14 protein-coding genes are annotated in these 18,291 nt (G+C 44.7%); 13 read left to right on the top strand and 1 reads right to left on the bottom strand.

Annotated elements, in window-relative coordinates; all coding sequences use genetic code 11:
• The first annotated feature begins 40 nt into the window (after nucleotides 1–40).
• The 6 genes from GT019_RS22805 (at nucleotide 41) to GT019_RS22780 (ending at nucleotide 4,688) form a co-directional block, all read left to right on the top strand.
• Nucleotides 41–817, top strand: coding sequence for a flagellin N-terminal helical domain-containing protein (locus tag GT019_RS22805; RefSeq protein ID WP_161745736.1), 777 nt, complete (start codon nucleotides 41–43; stop codon nucleotides 815–817).
• An 84-nt stretch (nucleotides 818–901) separates the two neighbouring features.
• Nucleotides 902–1,975, top strand: a complete 1,074-nt coding sequence (locus GT019_RS22800) for a glycosyltransferase family 2 protein (protein WP_161745735.1) — start codon at nucleotides 902–904, stop codon at nucleotides 1,973–1,975.
• A 78-nt stretch (nucleotides 1,976–2,053) separates the two neighbouring features.
• Complete coding sequence (locus tag GT019_RS22795) at nucleotides 2,054–2,452, top strand: flagellar protein FlaG (protein WP_235949025.1); 399 nt, start codon at nucleotides 2,054–2,056, stop codon at nucleotides 2,450–2,452.
• A 17-nt stretch (nucleotides 2,453–2,469) separates the two neighbouring features.
• On the top strand, nucleotides 2,470–3,948 hold the full coding sequence (gene fliD, locus GT019_RS22790) for a flagellar filament capping protein FliD (protein WP_161745734.1): 1,479 nt from the start codon (nucleotides 2,470–2,472) through the stop codon (nucleotides 3,946–3,948).
• Nucleotides 3,949–3,970: 22 nt separating this feature from the next.
• Entirely contained in the window at nucleotides 3,971–4,348 is a 378-nt protein-coding gene (gene fliS / locus GT019_RS22785) for a flagellar export chaperone FliS (protein WP_161745733.1), read from the top strand.
• A gap of 10 nt (nucleotides 4,349–4,358) precedes the next feature.
• On the top strand, nucleotides 4,359–4,688 hold the full coding sequence (locus tag GT019_RS22780) for a hypothetical protein (RefSeq protein WP_161745732.1): 330 nt from the start codon (nucleotides 4,359–4,361) through the stop codon (nucleotides 4,686–4,688).
• A gap of 96 nt (nucleotides 4,689–4,784) precedes the next feature.
• Here the strand turns inward: GT019_RS22780 and GT019_RS22775 are convergent, their stop codons facing one another.
• A complete protein-coding gene (locus tag GT019_RS22775) occupies nucleotides 4,785–6,722 on the bottom strand; it encodes a tetratricopeptide repeat-containing glycosyltransferase family 2 protein (protein ID WP_161745731.1) in 1,938 nt (645 codons plus the stop codon).
• 357 nt (nucleotides 6,723–7,079) lie between these two features.
• Here GT019_RS22775 and GT019_RS22770 point away from each other — a divergent pair, with 357 nt between their 5' ends.
• The 7 genes from GT019_RS22770 to GT019_RS22740 are packed head-to-tail and all read left to right on the top strand — an operon-like array spanning nucleotide 7,080 to nucleotide 18,267.
• The gene (locus tag GT019_RS22770; RefSeq protein ID WP_161745730.1) at nucleotides 7,080–8,141 is read left to right on the top strand and encodes an NAD-dependent epimerase/dehydratase family protein; all 1,062 of its coding nucleotides are present in this window, start codon (nucleotides 7,080–7,082) and stop codon (nucleotides 8,139–8,141) included.
• An 18-nt stretch (nucleotides 8,142–8,159) separates the two neighbouring features.
• Entirely contained in the window at nucleotides 8,160–10,793 is a 2,634-nt protein-coding gene (locus GT019_RS22765) for a CDP-glycerol glycerophosphotransferase family protein (RefSeq protein WP_161745729.1), read from the top strand.
• Nucleotides 10,790–11,506, top strand: a complete 717-nt coding sequence (locus tag GT019_RS22760) for an IspD/TarI family cytidylyltransferase (protein WP_161745728.1) — start codon at nucleotides 10,790–10,792, stop codon at nucleotides 11,504–11,506. Before GT019_RS22765 ends, GT019_RS22760 begins: the two co-directional genes overlap by 4 nt.
• A gap of 12 nt (nucleotides 11,507–11,518) precedes the next feature.
• On the top strand, nucleotides 11,519–13,648 hold the full coding sequence (locus tag GT019_RS22755) for a hypothetical protein (protein ID WP_161745727.1): 2,130 nt from the start codon (nucleotides 11,519–11,521) through the stop codon (nucleotides 13,646–13,648).
• A gap of 8 nt (nucleotides 13,649–13,656) precedes the next feature.
• Nucleotides 13,657–15,747, top strand: coding sequence for a rhamnan synthesis F family protein (locus tag GT019_RS22750; RefSeq protein ID WP_161745726.1), 2,091 nt, complete (start codon nucleotides 13,657–13,659; stop codon nucleotides 15,745–15,747).
• A 40-nt stretch (nucleotides 15,748–15,787) separates the two neighbouring features.
• On the top strand, nucleotides 15,788–17,014 hold the full coding sequence (locus GT019_RS22745) for a glycosyltransferase family 2 protein (RefSeq protein ID WP_161745725.1): 1,227 nt from the start codon (nucleotides 15,788–15,790) through the stop codon (nucleotides 17,012–17,014).
• Nucleotides 17,011–18,267, top strand: a complete 1,257-nt coding sequence (locus tag GT019_RS22740; RefSeq protein WP_161745724.1) for a glycosyltransferase — start codon at nucleotides 17,011–17,013, stop codon at nucleotides 18,265–18,267. Before GT019_RS22745 ends, GT019_RS22740 begins: the two co-directional genes overlap by 4 nt.
• Nucleotides 18,268–18,291 lie beyond the last annotated feature (24 nt).

Below are 18,291 nucleotides of genomic sequence, written 5' to 3'. Positions count from 1 at the left end.
AGGATGCGGGCTACTTGTTATCTCAGGGAGGAAATTACCAATGATTATCAATCACAACATCAGTGCGCTTAACACGCACCGCAACATGGGCCTGAACAACACGGCTGCTTCCAAAAACATGGAGAAGCTCTCTTCCGGTCTTCGCATCAACCGTGCTGCCGACGACGCTGCAGGTCTTTCGATCTCCGAAAACATGCGCGGCCAAATCCGCGGTTTGGAGCAAGCTCAACGTAACACGCAAGACGGAATCTCGTTCGTACAAACAGCTGAGGGTTCTTTGAACGAAGTATCCGCAATGCTTAGCCGTATGAAAGAGTTGACGATTCAAGGTATGAACGGTACTTACCAATCGACTGACCAAACGAACATTACAACCGAACTTACGGCACTGTCCGACCAAATCGACAATATCTTGGACAAAACTACGTTCAATGGTAAATCGATTACTGGCGGCGCAGATATCGTTACTGACGATAAAGGTACGGTTATCAGCATTGGTTCCATCACGACAACTGATTTCAAATCCCTTTCCATTACGCTTGACAGCAGCGGTCTTACGACCGTTAATGATGCTATTACTGCCGTAGCATCGGAACGTGGTAAATTGGGTGCGGTACAAAACCGTCTCGAATACACGTCCAACAACCTTGGTACGACTAGCGAAAACCTGACAGCTTCCGAGTCCCGTATCCGTGATACAGACATGGCAAGCGAAATGGTCAATCTTACGAAAAACAACATCTTGCTGCAGGCTTCGCAATCGATGCTGGCACAAGCGAACTCCGCGCCGCAAGGCGTACTGTCGTTGCTCCGTTAAGCGACGGTTCAATAGCAGAAGCAGGAGAGGTCTTAGATGCTTATCTAAGGCCTCTTTTCAATTTATAACAAGGTGGTTTATGGCATGAATAGCAGCAGCATGGCTCTCGTCATGATCGTGCGTAACGAGGAAACGAATTTACCTCGTTGTTTGGAAAGCGCCGTCCAATATGTGGATGATATGATTATCGTGGATACGGGTTCGACCGATAAAACGAAACAAATTGCCGAACGGTTCGGTGCTCGGGTTTTCGACTATATCTGGGATGATGATTTCGCGGCTGCCCGAAATTACGCATTGAGCCAATCGACGTCAACGTGGAATCTGGTGCTGGATGCAGATGAATATATCACTGCGTTGGATAAAGCCGCTCTTATTCAAGCTTTAAGCGAACAAGCATGCTTAGGTCGGATTACGGTCGTCAGCCTGACATCGGAGCAAGGCGAACAGAATGAAGCGCGAGGCTACATCACGCGCCTGCTGCCTGCCGGCGTTCGATTTGTAGGACGTATCCATGAACAGGTCATATCGGATCTGCCGCGGATTCATGTACCGATTACCGTGCTTCACGACGGCTATTTGCATCGGAACAAGTCGAACCGAAATATACCATTATTGTTGGCAGAATTAAAGAATACCCCGAATAGCAGTTATATTAACTTTCAACTGGCAAGAGAGTTTCAAGGCAATCAAGAATTTCAGCAAGCTTGCGAATACTTCGAAAGAGCATTCAACCTGCTTAACGGTGACGAAAGATACGCGCCAAACGTGGCGGTTCATTATATATACGCATTAAAGGAAGTCGAACGTTATACCGAGGCGTTAAAGCTTATACAAGCGAACTACGGCTGGCTACAGGCCTTTCCGGATTATCATTTTGCATGCGGCATATTTTATTTGGACCTCGTCATGAGCGATCCCGGTCAATATATCGCCTATTTGCCGGAAATAGAAGCTTCTTATAAGAGAAGCATCGCTCTCGGCGAAACGGATCGGTATGACACGGTTGCTGGCACAGGTTCATATCTTGCGCTGTACAATTTGGCTATCTATTACGAAACGTTCGGAAGAATGAGCGAAGCGGTTCATTGTTTGAAACAAGCAATGGATCTAAGCTACGAGAAAGCAAAAATAAGGTTGACACATCTGGGACTATAGCCGATGTAATATTAAGTAAAAGCCGTGTTATACCGATAAATACGGTAAGAACGATTTATCGGGGAGGATCATGTCGCTATGTCAATGAATGTATCTTCGGTCAACGCAAGCAAGTTTATTTCTTCCGATTTGAGCGTGGGTGCGCCAAGTCCGGATCACACGACGCAGTCCGGCGATCAGGGAGTCAGCTCTTTGATTAATACTACGGAGAGCATGCAGTTGGCGGAGCTTCGCGGTGCAAAGATTTCGGCCGGCGACGAACAGAAGATCAAGATACTAGACAAGGCCATAAAAGCAATGGAGGGGCCAAAGACAAGCCTTCATCTCTCGGTACATAAAGAGACGAATACCATCATGATCAAAGTGATGGACAAGGATACGGGTGAGTTAATTCGCGAGGTACCGCCGGAGAAAACGTTGGACGTAGCGGCTAAGCTAATGGAAATTGCAGGCATTCTAGTGGATCACCGGGTTTAATATAAGGAGGGTGCAGCATGACGGTTCGTATTACGGGGCTTTCTTCGGGCATGGACGTTGACGCAATGGTCAAGACTTTGATGAAAGCGGAGCAAGGCAAGAAAGACAAGCTGGTTCAACAGCAGACGTCCTTGCAATGGAAACAAGAAGCCTACCGCGACGTGGCGACTTCGCTCGTCGATTTTCGTCAAAACAAGATGAGCAACTATAATCTGAATTCCATTTTAACGTCAAGAAAGGCTGAAGTGACCGGAAATTCTTCGGCCGTTGCCGTCACTTCGACGAGCAGTTCGGCAAGCGGCACGATGAACGTAGCCGTGCAGAACGTTGCCACGTCGTCCAGCGGCATATATAACGTTTCCTCGAGGGGGACTAATCCCTTCGCGTACAATACTTCCGATCCCGCTCAAAATACATTTACCGTAAACGGCAAGACGGTAGAGATCAAGGCTGACGATACACTTGACTCCGTCATCAAGCGCATCAATTCGGACAAGGACATCAATGCTACGGTCATGTATTCGAATGGCCGGTTATCCATCACGAATAATGCTACAGGAAGTTCCTCCGATCCCGCGAAAGCCGCGGTTATCACGGGTCCGGGCTTTATCGAATCCACGGATCCGGGTTACCAAAGAGTCGTCGGACAAGACGCCAATTACAAGATTAACGGACTCGCGTATTCCTCTTCGACAAATAATGTTACGGTGAATGGTTTTAGCCTGCAGTTAAAGGCTGCAACAGGCTCTAACGGGGCGGCCATCATTTCCACGTCCGTCGATACGGATAAGATCGTGAATGCGATCAAGTCTTTTATCACGGATTACAATTCAATCCTTGACCAGGTAAACGGCAAACTGAATGAAGCCATATATCGCGACTATAAGCCGCTGACGCAGGATCAGGAAGATGCCATGAGCGATAAGCAAGCCGAGCTTTGGGAGAGCAAAGCGAAGAGCGGTCTATTAAGCAACGACGCTACGTTATCCTCCATGATCAGCAGCATGCGGACGATGATGGTGACCGGTTTTGACGATGGCAAAGGCAACAAAATCAGCCTTCAATCCATTGGTATCACGACAGGGCAGTGGACGGATTACGGGAAGCTAGTCATAGGCGATGAAGATAAGCTCCGCAAAGCCATAGAGTCTAATCCGGACGGCGTAGCAAAACTTTTTACGGCAACAGGTACGGATCCGAAAAACCCTACCAGCACGGACTCCGGAATCTTCACCAAAATCAGTGCTACCGTCTTGAATTCGCTGCAGATGCTCTCTACTAAAGCAGGAACCTCTGCATACAGTACGGACAAGAATGGCACGTTTATTGCAAACTCTTCAATCAGCGAACAGCTTCGTACCCTCACGAAGCAAATATCGGATCAGGACGCTTACTTAAAGCGCAAAGAGGATCAGTATTACGCACAGTTCTCGGCGATGGAAACGGCGATGAACCGATACAGCGCGCAATCCTCGGCATTTTCCAGCTATCAATAAAAAATAAGGAGGATACGGTAGGATGCTAACACCCCAACAAAAATATCAGCAGTTGTCGGCGCAAACCGCAACACCGATCCAACTTGTCTTAATGCTGTACGATGGAGCCATTCGTTTCTCCAAACAAGGAATTGAAGGCATCGAGCAACGCCGTTATGATAAAGCAAATCAATTCTTATGCAAGGCCGAGGCAATTATTCATGAGCTGATAGGTTCTTTGAATTTCAATTATGAAATCTCGCAGGAACTTGTCAGGATCTATGAATACGTACTTCATTGTCTGATTCAAGCGAATCTGAAGAAGGATGTCGCGCTTGTCAATGAAGCCATTAAGCATCTGCAGGAGCTTCGCGAGGCTTGGAAAGAAATATCCAAAACAGCCGTAGCTGTCGGCAATTAAGGAGTTCGTGATGAGCGAATCAGCACTAGCTGCCTTATATAGAGAAACTGTTGCAATCATGAGTCAACTCGATCAAGGACAGCAGGAGCAATTTGAGCAATTGATTGCGTCGCGTGAACGAGCGCTGGCCGAACTGCAAGCAGGAAATGCTGTGGGCGAGACGGATCGGGCAATCATTCGAGAGTTATCGAGCTACGACAAAAAAATCATGAAGCGTATGCAGGAGCTGAGGGACGACGCTTCCATGAGAATCAATAAAATACAAGTGTCCAAGCTTCAGAAACGCGTATATGATTCCGACGCATTCGAAGGCGGAGCGTTTTTTGATAAAAAGAAATAGATCTGCTTGAACGTTAAAACCCCAGAAGCCCATCGAGCGGCAGCCCGATAGGCTTCTGGGGTTTTTCCGATATTCCAATTATCGCACGGCAATCCGCTATCTAAGAAGATGCGCCAGGGCGGGGATTTTACGATAGAATGAGAATTTATCTCCATACTTCTGGATAAAGTTCCTTTTTGCATCGGCATCTGTGCAGTATGCGAGATAAAGCGTATAGAAACGCAAGGCGTCTGGACGTTTCTCGATGGCAAGAAGCAAGAACTCGAGGCCATCGTCAATATAATTATGGAAGAGATGATACATTGCCAAATTCTCCAGGCTGGTAGCATCCAATTCGTTATTCCGCAGCAATAACGAATAATAATTTAACGCTAGGTCTTCTTGCTTTTTGGTATAGAAGAAATTAGCCAATGCGTTTATTGTTTCGGGCGTATTGTACGTATTGACAAGTTGGTCATACAGCTCATAGAACTGAAACAGATAGCTTTTGGTCAATAGAGGATAGATATGCGAATGATGGATAACGGACTCTTTTTGTATGATGGACCTGACTGCTTGATAGCTCTGGGAGAGAGCGTGATCATCTGGGATGGTTACCTGGCCAAGAAAGTCTTTTCCCCACACCAAGGACCCAAGCGTGATCGTGACGAGCTTATCGAACTGCATACAGTCGTCTCCATGTATTTGATTCCATATGGTTTCAAAATCCGCTTCGTTTTGTTTGAGAAGCGCGTAGTTAAGTTGATCGAACAAATTTAGTTCCGAAGCAACTGCGGCTAGTTTTTCATGGAAGTATGCAGCCAAGTCGCCATTACCAAGCGTTAGCGAAGTTTTAAACAAATAAAGCTGATATTTCAGATCGCTACCGACCCCTTCCAGTAACCGCCCGATGTCTTGAACCGGCTGGGTTTGCGAAAGAATCGTAATCAATTGCGTCAATGCGCCATGGTCGTAGGGGTTTTGGACTAATAGTTTGGTCAAATAATAAATGGATTTTTCCGTATCTTTCTCCCAGGAATGGATTTGAAACAATATACGTAACGGGAAGGTAGAAGCATAGTCGGGCCTATCGAGCCAGAATACATGCGTTTTCTCGGCAAGTCGTTCTGCGGTTTGAAGAGCTTCCATGCTTTCTTGTGCGGCCGCTTCGAATAATCCCAGTTGAAAATAGATTAAGCCTTTTAATGAATGATATTCTGGATAGGCATTCCATTTGGAGAGCTTGTTTTCGACCACGCTCCATGCATCGTAAAGTCGCTTTTCCTCCAAATAAGCCTGCGTTAACGCAATGATGCAACGAGGATACCAGGTGTTGCCGCTTTCGCGTTCTCCTTTTTTCAGACTGCGCTCAAAATAATAAATCGCACTCTGAAAGTCGCGTTGAATGCCCTTTTCATTCCCAATCGTGAAGTAATCGTAAGCGGACAGCCCCTTTTTATTTTTCAGCTCGCTGAAGATGCTTGCATTGCGAGTAAGCTTGTCTTTGGATTGTATGGTTTCATTTAAATATCCCGTATGGAATAAGGATCCCGGGGCTAATTTATGACGAAGGCTCGTTCCGTTCAGACAATAGAGTTGTTCATGAATAGGCCGGGTGTAGTAGATATCGTGATGGTTTGGAAACAGCCGTGGTATTTCTCCCGTGCTTATTGCATTGCTTGTCTGTTCGGAGTCACCCATAAGATTTACTACGCTTAGCTCATAAACGACGCCCTCTGCGGGGAGTTCCTGTTCGAGGAAGCGTCTGAATGCTGCTGCTTCCGCCGGAGGAAAGTATTCGTCTGCATCGATGACAAAAATCCACTGGGAAGTAGCGCGTCGAATCCCCTCGTTGCGGGCTGCGGCGAAATCGTTGATCCATTCAAAATCATAGATATGATTCGTAAAGGCAGAAGCGATTTCTCTCGTTCGATCCGTCGAGCCGGTATCAATGATGATGATTTCATCCACATATTCTTTAATGCTGGAGAGGCATCGTTCAATGACTTTTTCTTCGTTTTTCACGATCATGCATGCTGAAATCAATTTGTTCATCTATGTAGTCCACCTAACATAAGAGGTTATACCTATACTTCGACATATCTAGACTAGAATATTAGGCATTTGATACACAGAGGTTTAATGAAAGTGTGATGACTGATAGCGGAACGGAGTGCATAACAAATGAGATTAACAGGATTAGAGTTGACTTTCACTTTAGGGAGTGCAATTTATTTTTGATTGTAGTAGCATGGTTACTCACCGTTCTTGAAGGTTATTTGGACTTGGATAATCCGTCTGAGGAATGTTGAATCCGGATTATATTAAGTCTGCGCTGAATTAAACCGATATAATCAATGTAATCTATGTTAGAGAGACGGCGTATTTTTGAGATCTAGGGGCGTGAACGGATTGTCGCAGGTTTTACTAGAAGATATAGACGGAGTTGTCACGGATCGGAATGTACCATGGGGAGAATTGCGCGATCGCGTTATTCTAATTACTGGCGCAACCGGAGCAATCGGAGCACTCCTAATTCAGGTATTAGTTGAAGCGGATGCGAGGCATGGACTCGGTTTGCATATTTTGGCGCTTGGTAGGAACAAAGATAGAGCCAAGACGCTTTTCAGTAAGATGAACAATGTGGAATTTGTGGAACACGATATCCGAAATCCATTGAATATAAATGGGCCTGTGGATTATATCCTTCATGGCGCAGCGGTAACGCGATCGGTGGAGATGGTGGCTAATCCGATAGGCGTGATAGAGACCTCGTTACGCGGTACCGAGAACATCTTGACAATCGCGCAGAACAAGCGGTGCAAGAGCATGGTGTACTTGTCTTCCATGGAAGTATACGGACTGACGGACCCTTTTCTTGATTGGGTGAGTGAGAATGATCTGGGGTATATCAATCTTCAAAGCCCAAGAAGCAGTTACCCGGAAAGTAAGCGAATGTGCGAGTGTCTGTGCAACTGCTCCTTCGCACAATACGGCACTCCGGTTAAGGTGGCTCGCTTGGCACAAACTTTTGGTGCAGGATTCCCGATAGACGACCCCAGAGTTTTTGCGCAATTTGCTCGCAGTTCAGTATCTGGTACAGATATTGTGTTGCATACGGAGGGGAAGTCTCGCGGTAATTATTGTTATGTCAGCGATGCAATTCGGGGACTGATTCTATTATTGCTTAATGGTGAAAACGGCGAGACTTATAACATCGTCAATCCGGAGACGAGCATGACCATTCGGGAGATGGCGGAATTGGTTGCCAGCGAGGTAAGCGGCGGTAGCATCTCTTTTAAAGTGGATCGACCTTCCGACGTCGTTAAACATGGATACGCCCCCGATGTAACGATGAGATTGAGCTCGGATAAGATGGAAGGGCTCGGCTGGAAGCCCCAGTACGGACTCGCGGAGATGTACAAGCGAATGATAGCGGATTGGCATGAAGCTTCAAATACGTTAGAAGTATGATGAGCCGGAGGTAACGAGATGAGGAAGTATCATCAAGAGAAAGTGCTGGAGCTCATTAAGACGTTAAACGAAGCACAGCGGGAACTCACGCGTTTATATGCCGAACAGAACATGCGGGTGTTCGTAGGGCTCCTGGCAGATTGCCAGGATTTCGCCCTTCACATCGGTCAATATATCGAGAAATTCGAAGGAGAGGGCACTCACACGGTATCCCTGCTGGAGAAGTATTGTGACATTCTCTATTTCGTAAGCGTTGGAGCCGACAATGGGGACGATAATACCTCGCCTATCATGTCATTGCAGGAACAGCTTGGGCAGATAGAAGATAGCGTCAAGACCGAGCTTAGACAGAGCAAAATCGAGATTGCTTTTCTCCCTTATAAGGCCAGTATGTGGGATAGTTGCGAATCCATTTGGCTGGCCGCGAAGAAGGACCCACAATATGACGCTTATGTAGTGCCGATTCCTTACTTTGACAGGCTGCCGGGCGGCGCGATCGGACAGATGCAATATGAGGGGAGTCAATTCCCGGACAATGTGCCGATTACGGATTGGCAAAGCTATAACATCGAAGAGCGTAGGCCAGATGTCATCGTCACGATTAACCCCTATGATGACAGTAACTTAATGACGATGGTTCACCCCGACTTCTTCAGCAAGCGGCTCAAGGATATGACGGATTTGCTTGTCTACGTTCCGTATTTCGTTAGTTTGGACGATGTGGATGAACATTTCTGCAGATGCGCAGGAGTCTTGCATGCCGATCGGGTGATCGTGCAATCGGATAAAATTAGGCAGACCTATATTCGGGTGCTTAAGCACTTTGAACAAACGAATCGTTGCGTAGGCCTCTTCGGTAACGTGGAAGAGAAGATCGTTGCACTCGGTTCGCCGAAGTTTGATAAAGTGGTGAATACGAAGCTTGAGGATTGTGTTGTTCCGGATGAATGGCGGAAGTTGATCGAGCGGCCGAATGGCACAGGGAAGCATGTTATTCTGTACAACACTTCGCTTTCCGCGTTGCTGGAAGGGAACGAGAAGGTTCTGGTTAAGTTGCGCGATGTGATCGAGGTATTTAAGAAACGGGATGATGTCGTCCTGCTGTGGCGTCCGCATCCCCTTAGTAAGTCCGCTTATCAGTCTATGCGTCCGCATCTGCGGGAAGAATATGAGCGAATCGTCGAGGATTATAAACAGCAGCAGATTGGAATTTATGACGACACGGCTGACTTGCATCGTGCCATTGCTTTATCGGATGCGTATTATGGCGATGGAGGGTCTGTGGTCGCACTCTATGCGTGCACGGGAAAGCCTATGATGGTACAGTTGATGGAATCCTCAACGCTGGCGGATAAGAAGGCACTTCTTAACACGATTCATGACGATGGCCAGTATTTATGGGGTTCAACTTATAATTTTAATGGATTGTTTCGGGTAGATAAGAATACGATGATTGCGAAGTACATGGGAAGTTTTGCTGAAGAAAATGCTCATTTTCTCTATTTGGATGTCGTGGAACAGGATGGGAAGCTGTATTTCGCACCTTATTACGCCAATTACATTGGGATCTATGACAAGAATAAACATACATTCGGAAAGTTGCAGTTCCATGATAAAGAAAGATTAAAGTGGCTTCGACCAGGCGAGAACGAATCATTCAACAGGGTCGTACAGAATCGGCAGTATTTGTTCTTCGTGTCTCATATGTACCCGGCGATTATTCGTTACGATACAGAAATCGGAGAAATGACGTATTGTTCGGATTGGGTCAGTCATGTGGAGTACGCAGCTAAAAAATCGCCTCATTGGCCGAAGTGGCAACAAACAAGCGATTTTGACGGTCTGTTGTGCCTTGGAGGCCATGTGGTTGGGTCTGAAATCGCAATCAATGTATTTGTGTCAAATGAACTTATGTTCTTTGACATGCAAACGTTAACTCATCGATTCTATAAGATCGGGAAGCAAGACGAACGTTACTCTCGCGTGTGTTACGACGGTGAATACTACTGGTTGACAGCTAGAAAAGGCAACTATGTCGTGAAATGGAAACGCGATACGCAGTCATATCAAAAAATAATGATTTCGGATGAGGTGATAACTGAAGGCTCCAATAAATATCGAGCGATTATATATGCCCAGGGCTATATTTGGCTAATCCCGGATGAGGCCGGTATAGCGTTAAAAATTGATGTAAACACCAACAGCATTCACGTAGCAAACGAGTTTGACCTGCCCGGAACAAAGGACTTTGCTTATCTTCATGCTAAACAGCATGACGATAAAATGCTCGCGTTGACGAGAAATGCTGTATTCCAGTGGGATATGAATGAGCCTCAGCATAAGCTGCAGCCCATTTCGTTTTCCGAGCATGACTTTAATGCGGTCATGAAATTAATGTTTACAGCGAGCAACAAACATTTATCGAAAACTCACAACGTGTTTGATGTAATATACACTGAGAATCTTATAGGTTTGGATACATTTTTAGATTATACTACTCTGTTTCATCAGTTCCCGTTTACTCAGACACGGACAGAAGAGCAGCTTGATCGTTGTCGAGAAATGACAAGTAATTTGAATGGAACAGCGGGACAAGCCATTCATGAATTCAATAAGCACACCCTACTTACTGCCACTGGAGGTAAGCAATGAATACAGCCCTTATATTTGCAGGAGGCACAGGCCAACGCATGAACTCTCGTGCTAAGCCAAAGCAGTTTCTTGAACTGCATGGTAAACCGATTCTTTTGTATACGTTGGAACATTTTGAACGTCATTCGGAGATCGATAACATCGTCATTGTTTGTTTGGAAAGTTGGATCGATGAGCTGAAAGTGTTATTGCGAAGATTTGAGATCGGAAAAGTAAAATTGATCATTCCGGGCGGCGGAACAGGTCACGAGTCTATCTACAACGGCTTGCAGGCATTGAGCGAAGTCTGTCAAGCGGAAGATATTGTGTTGATCCATGACGGCGTGCGCCCGTTGATAACGGAAGAGCTAATTTCCGAAAATATCGCAAAAGCGAGGAAGTTTGGAACTGCGATTACGGTCGAATCTGCAATTGAAAGCGTGATTCAGAGCAACACAGGCGATCGTATCGATGCCGTTCCTCCTCGATCAAGCATGTATGTTGCCAAAGCACCGCAAACGTTCCAATTTGAATTGATCTGGAAATATTATCAACAATCGCTTCAGGATGGATTGCTTTGCATTGATTCTGCCCAAATGTTAAGTATCTACCAGGTAGAAATGCACATGGTTAAGAGTCCGGCTAATAATATGAAGATTACGAGCCCGACGGACTACTATATCTTCCGTGCGTTACATGAGGCATTGGAGAATCAACAGATCATAGGGATTTAAGAGAGGACAATCATGAAGACGTTGGATGAGCGAGAGCAGGTGACCGAAGTATTTCAGACAAACTTCGGCAAATATCAGAATCGGAATATTGTGATCTACGGAATTGGAAAAAACACCGAGTATATTCTGGATTGCTGCTCAACATACAACATAGTGGGCTTAATGGACGATGCAAGAACAGGGGAGACGATTTACGGAAAGTCGGTACTTTCGTGTGATCAAGCGTTTATGCTCAATGTGGACATGATTGTTATTGTGGCACGCAGCAACAATGTGAAAATAATTTACAGAAGAATTGCTGACTTTTGTACCGCGCATTCAATTCGAGTTTACGATATTTATGGCAATCTGCTAGGACAAGATATTGCCCAGACCAAGTCTATGATTGCGTACAATCAATTGGACATGCATTCATTACTTTCAAAAATCATGGCTGCCGAAGTGGTGAGCTTCGACGTATTCGATACATTGGTCATGCGACAAACGCTGTACCCGCAAGATATATTTCTTATTATGCAAGAAAGAATAGAAGAATTAGATGAACATGCAGAAGCATTCGCAAACGTTCGAATCAAGGCCGAAAGAGAGTTATATAGAGAAGGATTGAATCCCAATCTGACGGCCGTCTATAACAGAATTCAAGAGCTCCTTTTAATTACTGATGAACTAAAGCAGAAGTGGCAGCAGCTTGAAGTTCGTATCGAAAGAGAGTTTCTCTTGCGAAGAGAGTCGATGTGCGAGCTTCTCGCATTTTCAGCTTCATCAGGCAAGGATGTCTACCTGGTCTCGGATATGTATTTGCCGAGAAGCACGCTGTATTCATTGTTATCCGAGTTAGGTATACATGTCCAAGAAGATCATCTGCTTGTTTCTTGCGATTTCGGGGTGTCTAAAGAGGCTGGTCTTTTCAATGTACTGACAGAGAAGGTCGGTTCTCGAAAGACGCTCCACATTGGGGACAATGAAGAGGCCGACATACGATCAGCCAAGCGTTATGGCATCCATGATACCTTTCACATCAAGAGTGCGTTGAACATGCTTGAAGATGGCTACGCCAGTGATCTGTTGAAGCATGATAACAAGCTAAGCAATAGGCTGATGATTGGGGAATTCATTGCACGACAGCTTAATAGTCCGTTTTTATTCGCTGAGACGCAGGGCAAATTTCGCGTCGATAGCCCCTATGAGATGGCGTATGCGTTCATAGCACCAGTCGTATACCGCTTCTTCAGTTGGATTGTAGCGAAGGCGAAGGAACTTGATTTAGACAGAATATTATTCAGTGCGCGAGATGGCTATCTAATGGAGCTGATTAGCCAATCCTTGCGTAGCGCGCTCCCCGACTTTCCTCGCACGCAATATTTCTATACGTCCCGTGCTGCAGCCGTACCGGCAGGATTGTACTCGGAAGAGGATATTCTGTATGCGGCTCAACTGGCTTACTCGGGTTCGACGTGGGATATGCTTCAGAGCAGATTTCATTTGAGTCCGGATGATATCCAGCAGCGGGCGAATGAAAGCGATGAGGAGTATGTACTGAAGCATAAGGATGCCATTTTACGACAAGCAGTCATCGCGCGAGATCGTTATTCGCGTTACTTGGATTCAGCGGCTATACCAAATGGGGCTCGTGTTGGTTTTTTTGATTTTGTATCTTCGGGAACATGTCAGAGAATGTTATCCAATTTTGTTGATTTTGAGCTATATGGGCTTTACTTCGCCCGAATTAATTCTCAGGGCGGCTATAAGAGTGATATAAAGATCGAAGCGATGTACGATATTCGCAACATTTATGAACCGAGTTGGCATTTTCTTGATGACTATTTCTTTATGGAAAATATTCTTACGTCCTTTGAACCCTCACTGCAGCAATTTGATAAAGATGGAAGGCCTGTCTTTGCTATTGAGCATCGAACAGCAGATCAATTTCAACATTTAACTGAGATTCAAAATGCGATCAAAGACTATTTTCAGAAAACTAAACTTCGGTTCAAGCATGTTGGAGAGGTGGATTTGGAAGTTCCCGATCTGCTTATTCGCTCTTTGCGAGAGCAGTACAGCATTATGCGAACCAATTATTTTGAAACGGAAGCTTTAGTGGACGAGTTTACGAATCGAAACTTTAGTTTGAAGGGGGGGTGAGCAGGTAGATGGCTGCAGATAATCGACTGGGAATCTTTCAAATGCAGGATGAGGATGGAATCGTGGATGATTACATCGAACATCTATTGGCTGATATTATCCGAAATGTTAAACACTTGGTTATTGTATGCAACGGAAGCATAAATGAAGAAGGTTTGGAAACGTTACAGACGTATACAACAGATGTGTTCATACGAAAGAATGAAGGATTCGATGCATCAGCTATTAAAGAGACACTTGAGGACTTGTTAGGTTGGAAACGGGTTTATCAATACGACGAATTAGTGATTGTTAATAACTCCTGCTATGGGCCGTTGTACCCGCTAGAAATCGTCTTTGAGAAAATGAAACAGAAGGAAATTGATTTCTGGGGATTAACAGAGCAGCCTTCGCTTCCTAATAAAAGTAGCTCACAAACTATAGATTCGTACTATTTACCTGCTCACATTCAAACTTATTTTTTGGTTATACGCAATAGACTTCTACATAGTGAGGATTTTAGACGTTTTTGGAGTACACTCCCTCAAATTCATACCTATCAAGAAGCAGCTATTCACTATGAAGCAAGATTGACTGTCTTTTTTACAGAGTTAGGATATGTTCGTGATACTTACGTGGATTCCGAACTATTTACTGTGGAGAATCCTGAGGATAATTATGCCTATGGTTGGCATGAATCCTATAGGCTGCTCGCAGAGTGCAAGTGTCCACTAATCAAACGCGAAAATTTTTCTAACCCACTAAAGGAAACATTGGAGATTTCCGCTGGGGAAGATATGTCGCATGTTCTCGCTTTTATAAGGGAGCATACTAACTACAATGAGAATATGATATGGGATCATCTGTTGCGTGTTTGTAATGTTACGGATCTATACGAGACCATGCATTTGAACTATATTTTTTCGACTAGGACAAGGGAAGCAGTCCAACCGATACATATACATAACAAGGCAGCTGTCATTACGCATATCTATTACCCGGATTTGGTCGATAAATGCTTCGAGTATATTATTCAGATTCCTGAAGAAATTGACGTAATTGTGACGACTAGTAGAGAGGATACCCGGGAACGAATCGCGGACTATTTTTCTCGACATCGAATTCGCAACGGGCACATCGTCTTCTCTCGTAACCGAGGACGGGAACAGAGCGCGTTATTAGTACAGTGCAAAGATTTACTCTTGCGATATGAGTATCTTTGCTTTGTTCATGACAAGAAAGTAAGTGGGGCAGTGGGCGTCGCGAAGATAGGACAATCGTTCATGGATTTGTTATGGACAAACACACTGAAGAGCTCGGCGTATATTTGGAATGTTCTCGATTGCTTTGAAAAGAATCCTCGCCTTGGCTGGCTAGCCCCGCCTGCTCCCCACCATGCATCTTATCTGGGAGTAAGTGCGGAAAGTTGGACATCGAGTTACCAGGCGACTAAGATCTTGTCAGACCGTTTAGGATTGGATGATAAGCTATCGGAAGAGAAGGGACCGTTTGCGCTTGGAACCGCTTTTTGGTGTCGTACGCAAGCGCTAAAGTCGTTATTTGAATACGGATTTAAGTATGAGGATTTTGCGGAAGAGCCGATGCCGATTGACGGTACGATTAGCCATGCGATTGAGCGTATTTTCCCTTATGTCGCTCAGCACGAAGGCTATTATAGCGGGGTCATGATGACGGAAGAGTATGCGGCGATTCAAATAGTCAATTACAGATATATGGTTAATGGAATAATTCGCGAATTGAAAAAAAAATCCGGTATCCCGTATTATAGTTATTCATATCGTAATGCTTTGGATATGGCCAAAGGCGCGGATATCTATCATTTCGCACTTCAGCATAAAAAAGTATTTATTTACGGTGCGGGAGATATCGGCTTGAAATGTGCTGCCAATCTGATAGCAGAGCAGGTTGATTTTCAGGGCTTTATCGTTTCAGACGGTCATCGTACAAAGATTCGACTTTTGGATCATCCTATATACGAATTGTCAGAAATTAAAGCCGATGATGAAATGGGTGTAATTCTAGCACTAAACTTAAGCCATATTAGGCAAGTTATCTCGGTGTTAGAGGAGAGAGAGTTTCGGAATTTATTCTATTTATAGAGGGTAACGCAAGCAAGATTGACGTTGGGTGGTGAGTTATGTGTATGCAAAGGTGAGCATGATCATTGCTTGTTATAACAAGGCTTCATATATCGTAGACACTCTCCGGTCTATTGTCAATCAAGTTTGGGATAATATCGAGGTCATTTTGGTGAATGACGGTTCAACCGATGCAACAGAAGCAATTATTCAAGATTGGGTTCCTCGTTTATTATCGAGAGGGTATGAAGTGATCGTCATTAACCAGGAAAATGCAGGTGTAGCTGCTGCAGTATCTGCGGGACTGGAGCGCTCGACTGGAGAATATGTTTGTTTCCCTGATGCGGACGATCAACTTAATGCTGAATATGTATCGATACTGCTAGAAACACTCGAGACAGATCCAAGTTTTGATTTTGCAGTCTGTAAAATGGCAGAAAGAAGCACACCAGGAGGAAAACCGGTACCAGTCATCTTCACGGATGACATCACGCCTAGCACAACCATCGAACAAGTTCTGTTACAAAGGGTGCACAGTTCTATCTGTGTATATCTTGTGAAACGCGAGTATGCCGTGCATTGTGGAATGATGCGAATGATCTCAGAGAAGGCATTCTCGCAGGAACCACAGATAACCACTTTGCTTTTCGCAGGTGGCGGCAAGCACATGACGGTCGATAAAGTGCTCTATATTTATAATATTTACTCCAGCGCGTTAGCGGGTGGACGGACTGAACAGAAAGTATCGGAGCACTACCGAGATCGCTTGAGGTTGTATGAACAGACGATCGAGCAGCTTACCCTGAGCTTAAAGGAAAAGGCGAGGTTGAAAGGTCTTGCATCCATCGGATGTCGATATATGGTTACCTCTATCTTAACGGAATGGGATCCTGTAAATGAAGTGTTTTTTCGGTTCTTAACGAATGCCTTACTGAACGTAAAACCGAAAGTTAAGGAGATCACAGGACGTATTATTTCGTTTGGGTCTCTTGGAAAAAACGCAGCAGGTCTCTTGCCCCTTTTAAAGGGAACGGAGTGGCAACCGAATGTGTTCTGGGACGTGTCAGCAACTAACGAATCCACAGTCTATGACGGGGCAAAAATCGTGAAGCCGAATGTAGAGCAAATTACAAATGGCGATATCTTATTGTGTTTTCCAAAGTCTCCAATCGTTTTTGCCGAAGTAGAGAGAATCGCATCGGCTAATGGGGCGAAGGTGCTTTCTTGCAATGATGTAATAGATTACTTGGCAGATTTGTATTATCCAATAAGGGAGATTTACTTATGAATGAACCTCTAGTATCGATCATTATCCCTGTATATAACGGAGCCAACTATATGCGCGAGGCGATTGATAGTGCACTGGCGCAGACGTATAAGAATATTGAAGTCATGGTTGTAAACGATGGTTCGTCAGATAACGGGGAGACGGAGCGAATCGCACTGTCCTATGGTGATCGTATTCGATATTTGTATAAAATTAACGGCGGAGTAGCCACAGCATTGAATTATGCTATCGAAGAAATGAAGGGAGAATATTTCTCTTGGTTGTCGCATGACGACTTGTACTACCCGCAGAAGATCGAAAAACAGGTTGCCGCTTTAAAATCCAGTGGCGATGAACGATCTATTGTGTTGAGTGACGTGGATTTCATGGAGCAAGGAAAAATTTCATCACGATTAAAACTTAATAGCAAGTACGCCGTGGAGAGGTTGCAGAACTCCGTATTTCCGGTTTTAGAGGGCATGGTTAACGGCTGTGCGTTGTTGATACACAAATCTCATTTTGACAGAGTAGGTCACTTTGATGAAAACTTGATCACGACGCAAGATTATGATTTGTGGTTCCGGATGTTCCGCAATCAAAGCTTGATCTATGTGCCAGAAGCATTGATAATTTCCCGTTTGCATGATGCTCAAGGAAGCCGGACAATCTCGCAACATGAATCAGAACGTGATGCGTTGTATATTCGTTTCATGGAGCAGTTAACTGAACATGAGATGATCGGGATGTATGGATCACCTTATCGGTTTTATGGCAAAATGAACGAGCTTTTTCTGGATTTTAAGCTTCATGCAGCGTATCTTTATTCGGATGAAAAGATGCGATGCGTAGAAGTAGACACCAGTATATTCGATGAAATTAATGAGTTAAAACACTATTTGAAACACATTTCTAATAGTCTTGCAGATCGGATATGCGTATTTGGCGCAGGTGCATATGGAAGAAACTTGAAAGAGATGCTTCAAAATCGAAACATTCCTATTGGCTGCTTCTGCGATAACGATGCAGAGAAGTGGGGGACGATCATTGAAGGTGTTGTGTGTGTTTCGCCTAGTCAGTTGATGGAGATAAGGGATCGTACATTAGTCATTGTTGCTATTGCAACACCGGAACCTATTGTTAGACAACTACAATCGCTGGGCATACCTTTTATAATAACAAAACAAGAACTGGATCCGATGCTCAATAAAACTTCATCGCTAAAGTGGTCGTCCGCTCTTCATGACAAAGAAGACCTGAATTATACAGCTTTGTGAAATTGTTAATGAATCAGGAAAACA

The organism is Paenibacillus glycinis (assembly GCF_009909185.1).
Taxonomy (GTDB): Bacteria; Bacillota; Bacilli; order Paenibacillales; family Paenibacillaceae; genus Paenibacillus_Z; species Paenibacillus_Z glycinis.
This window is presented reverse-complemented; position numbering and strand designations above follow the sequence as displayed.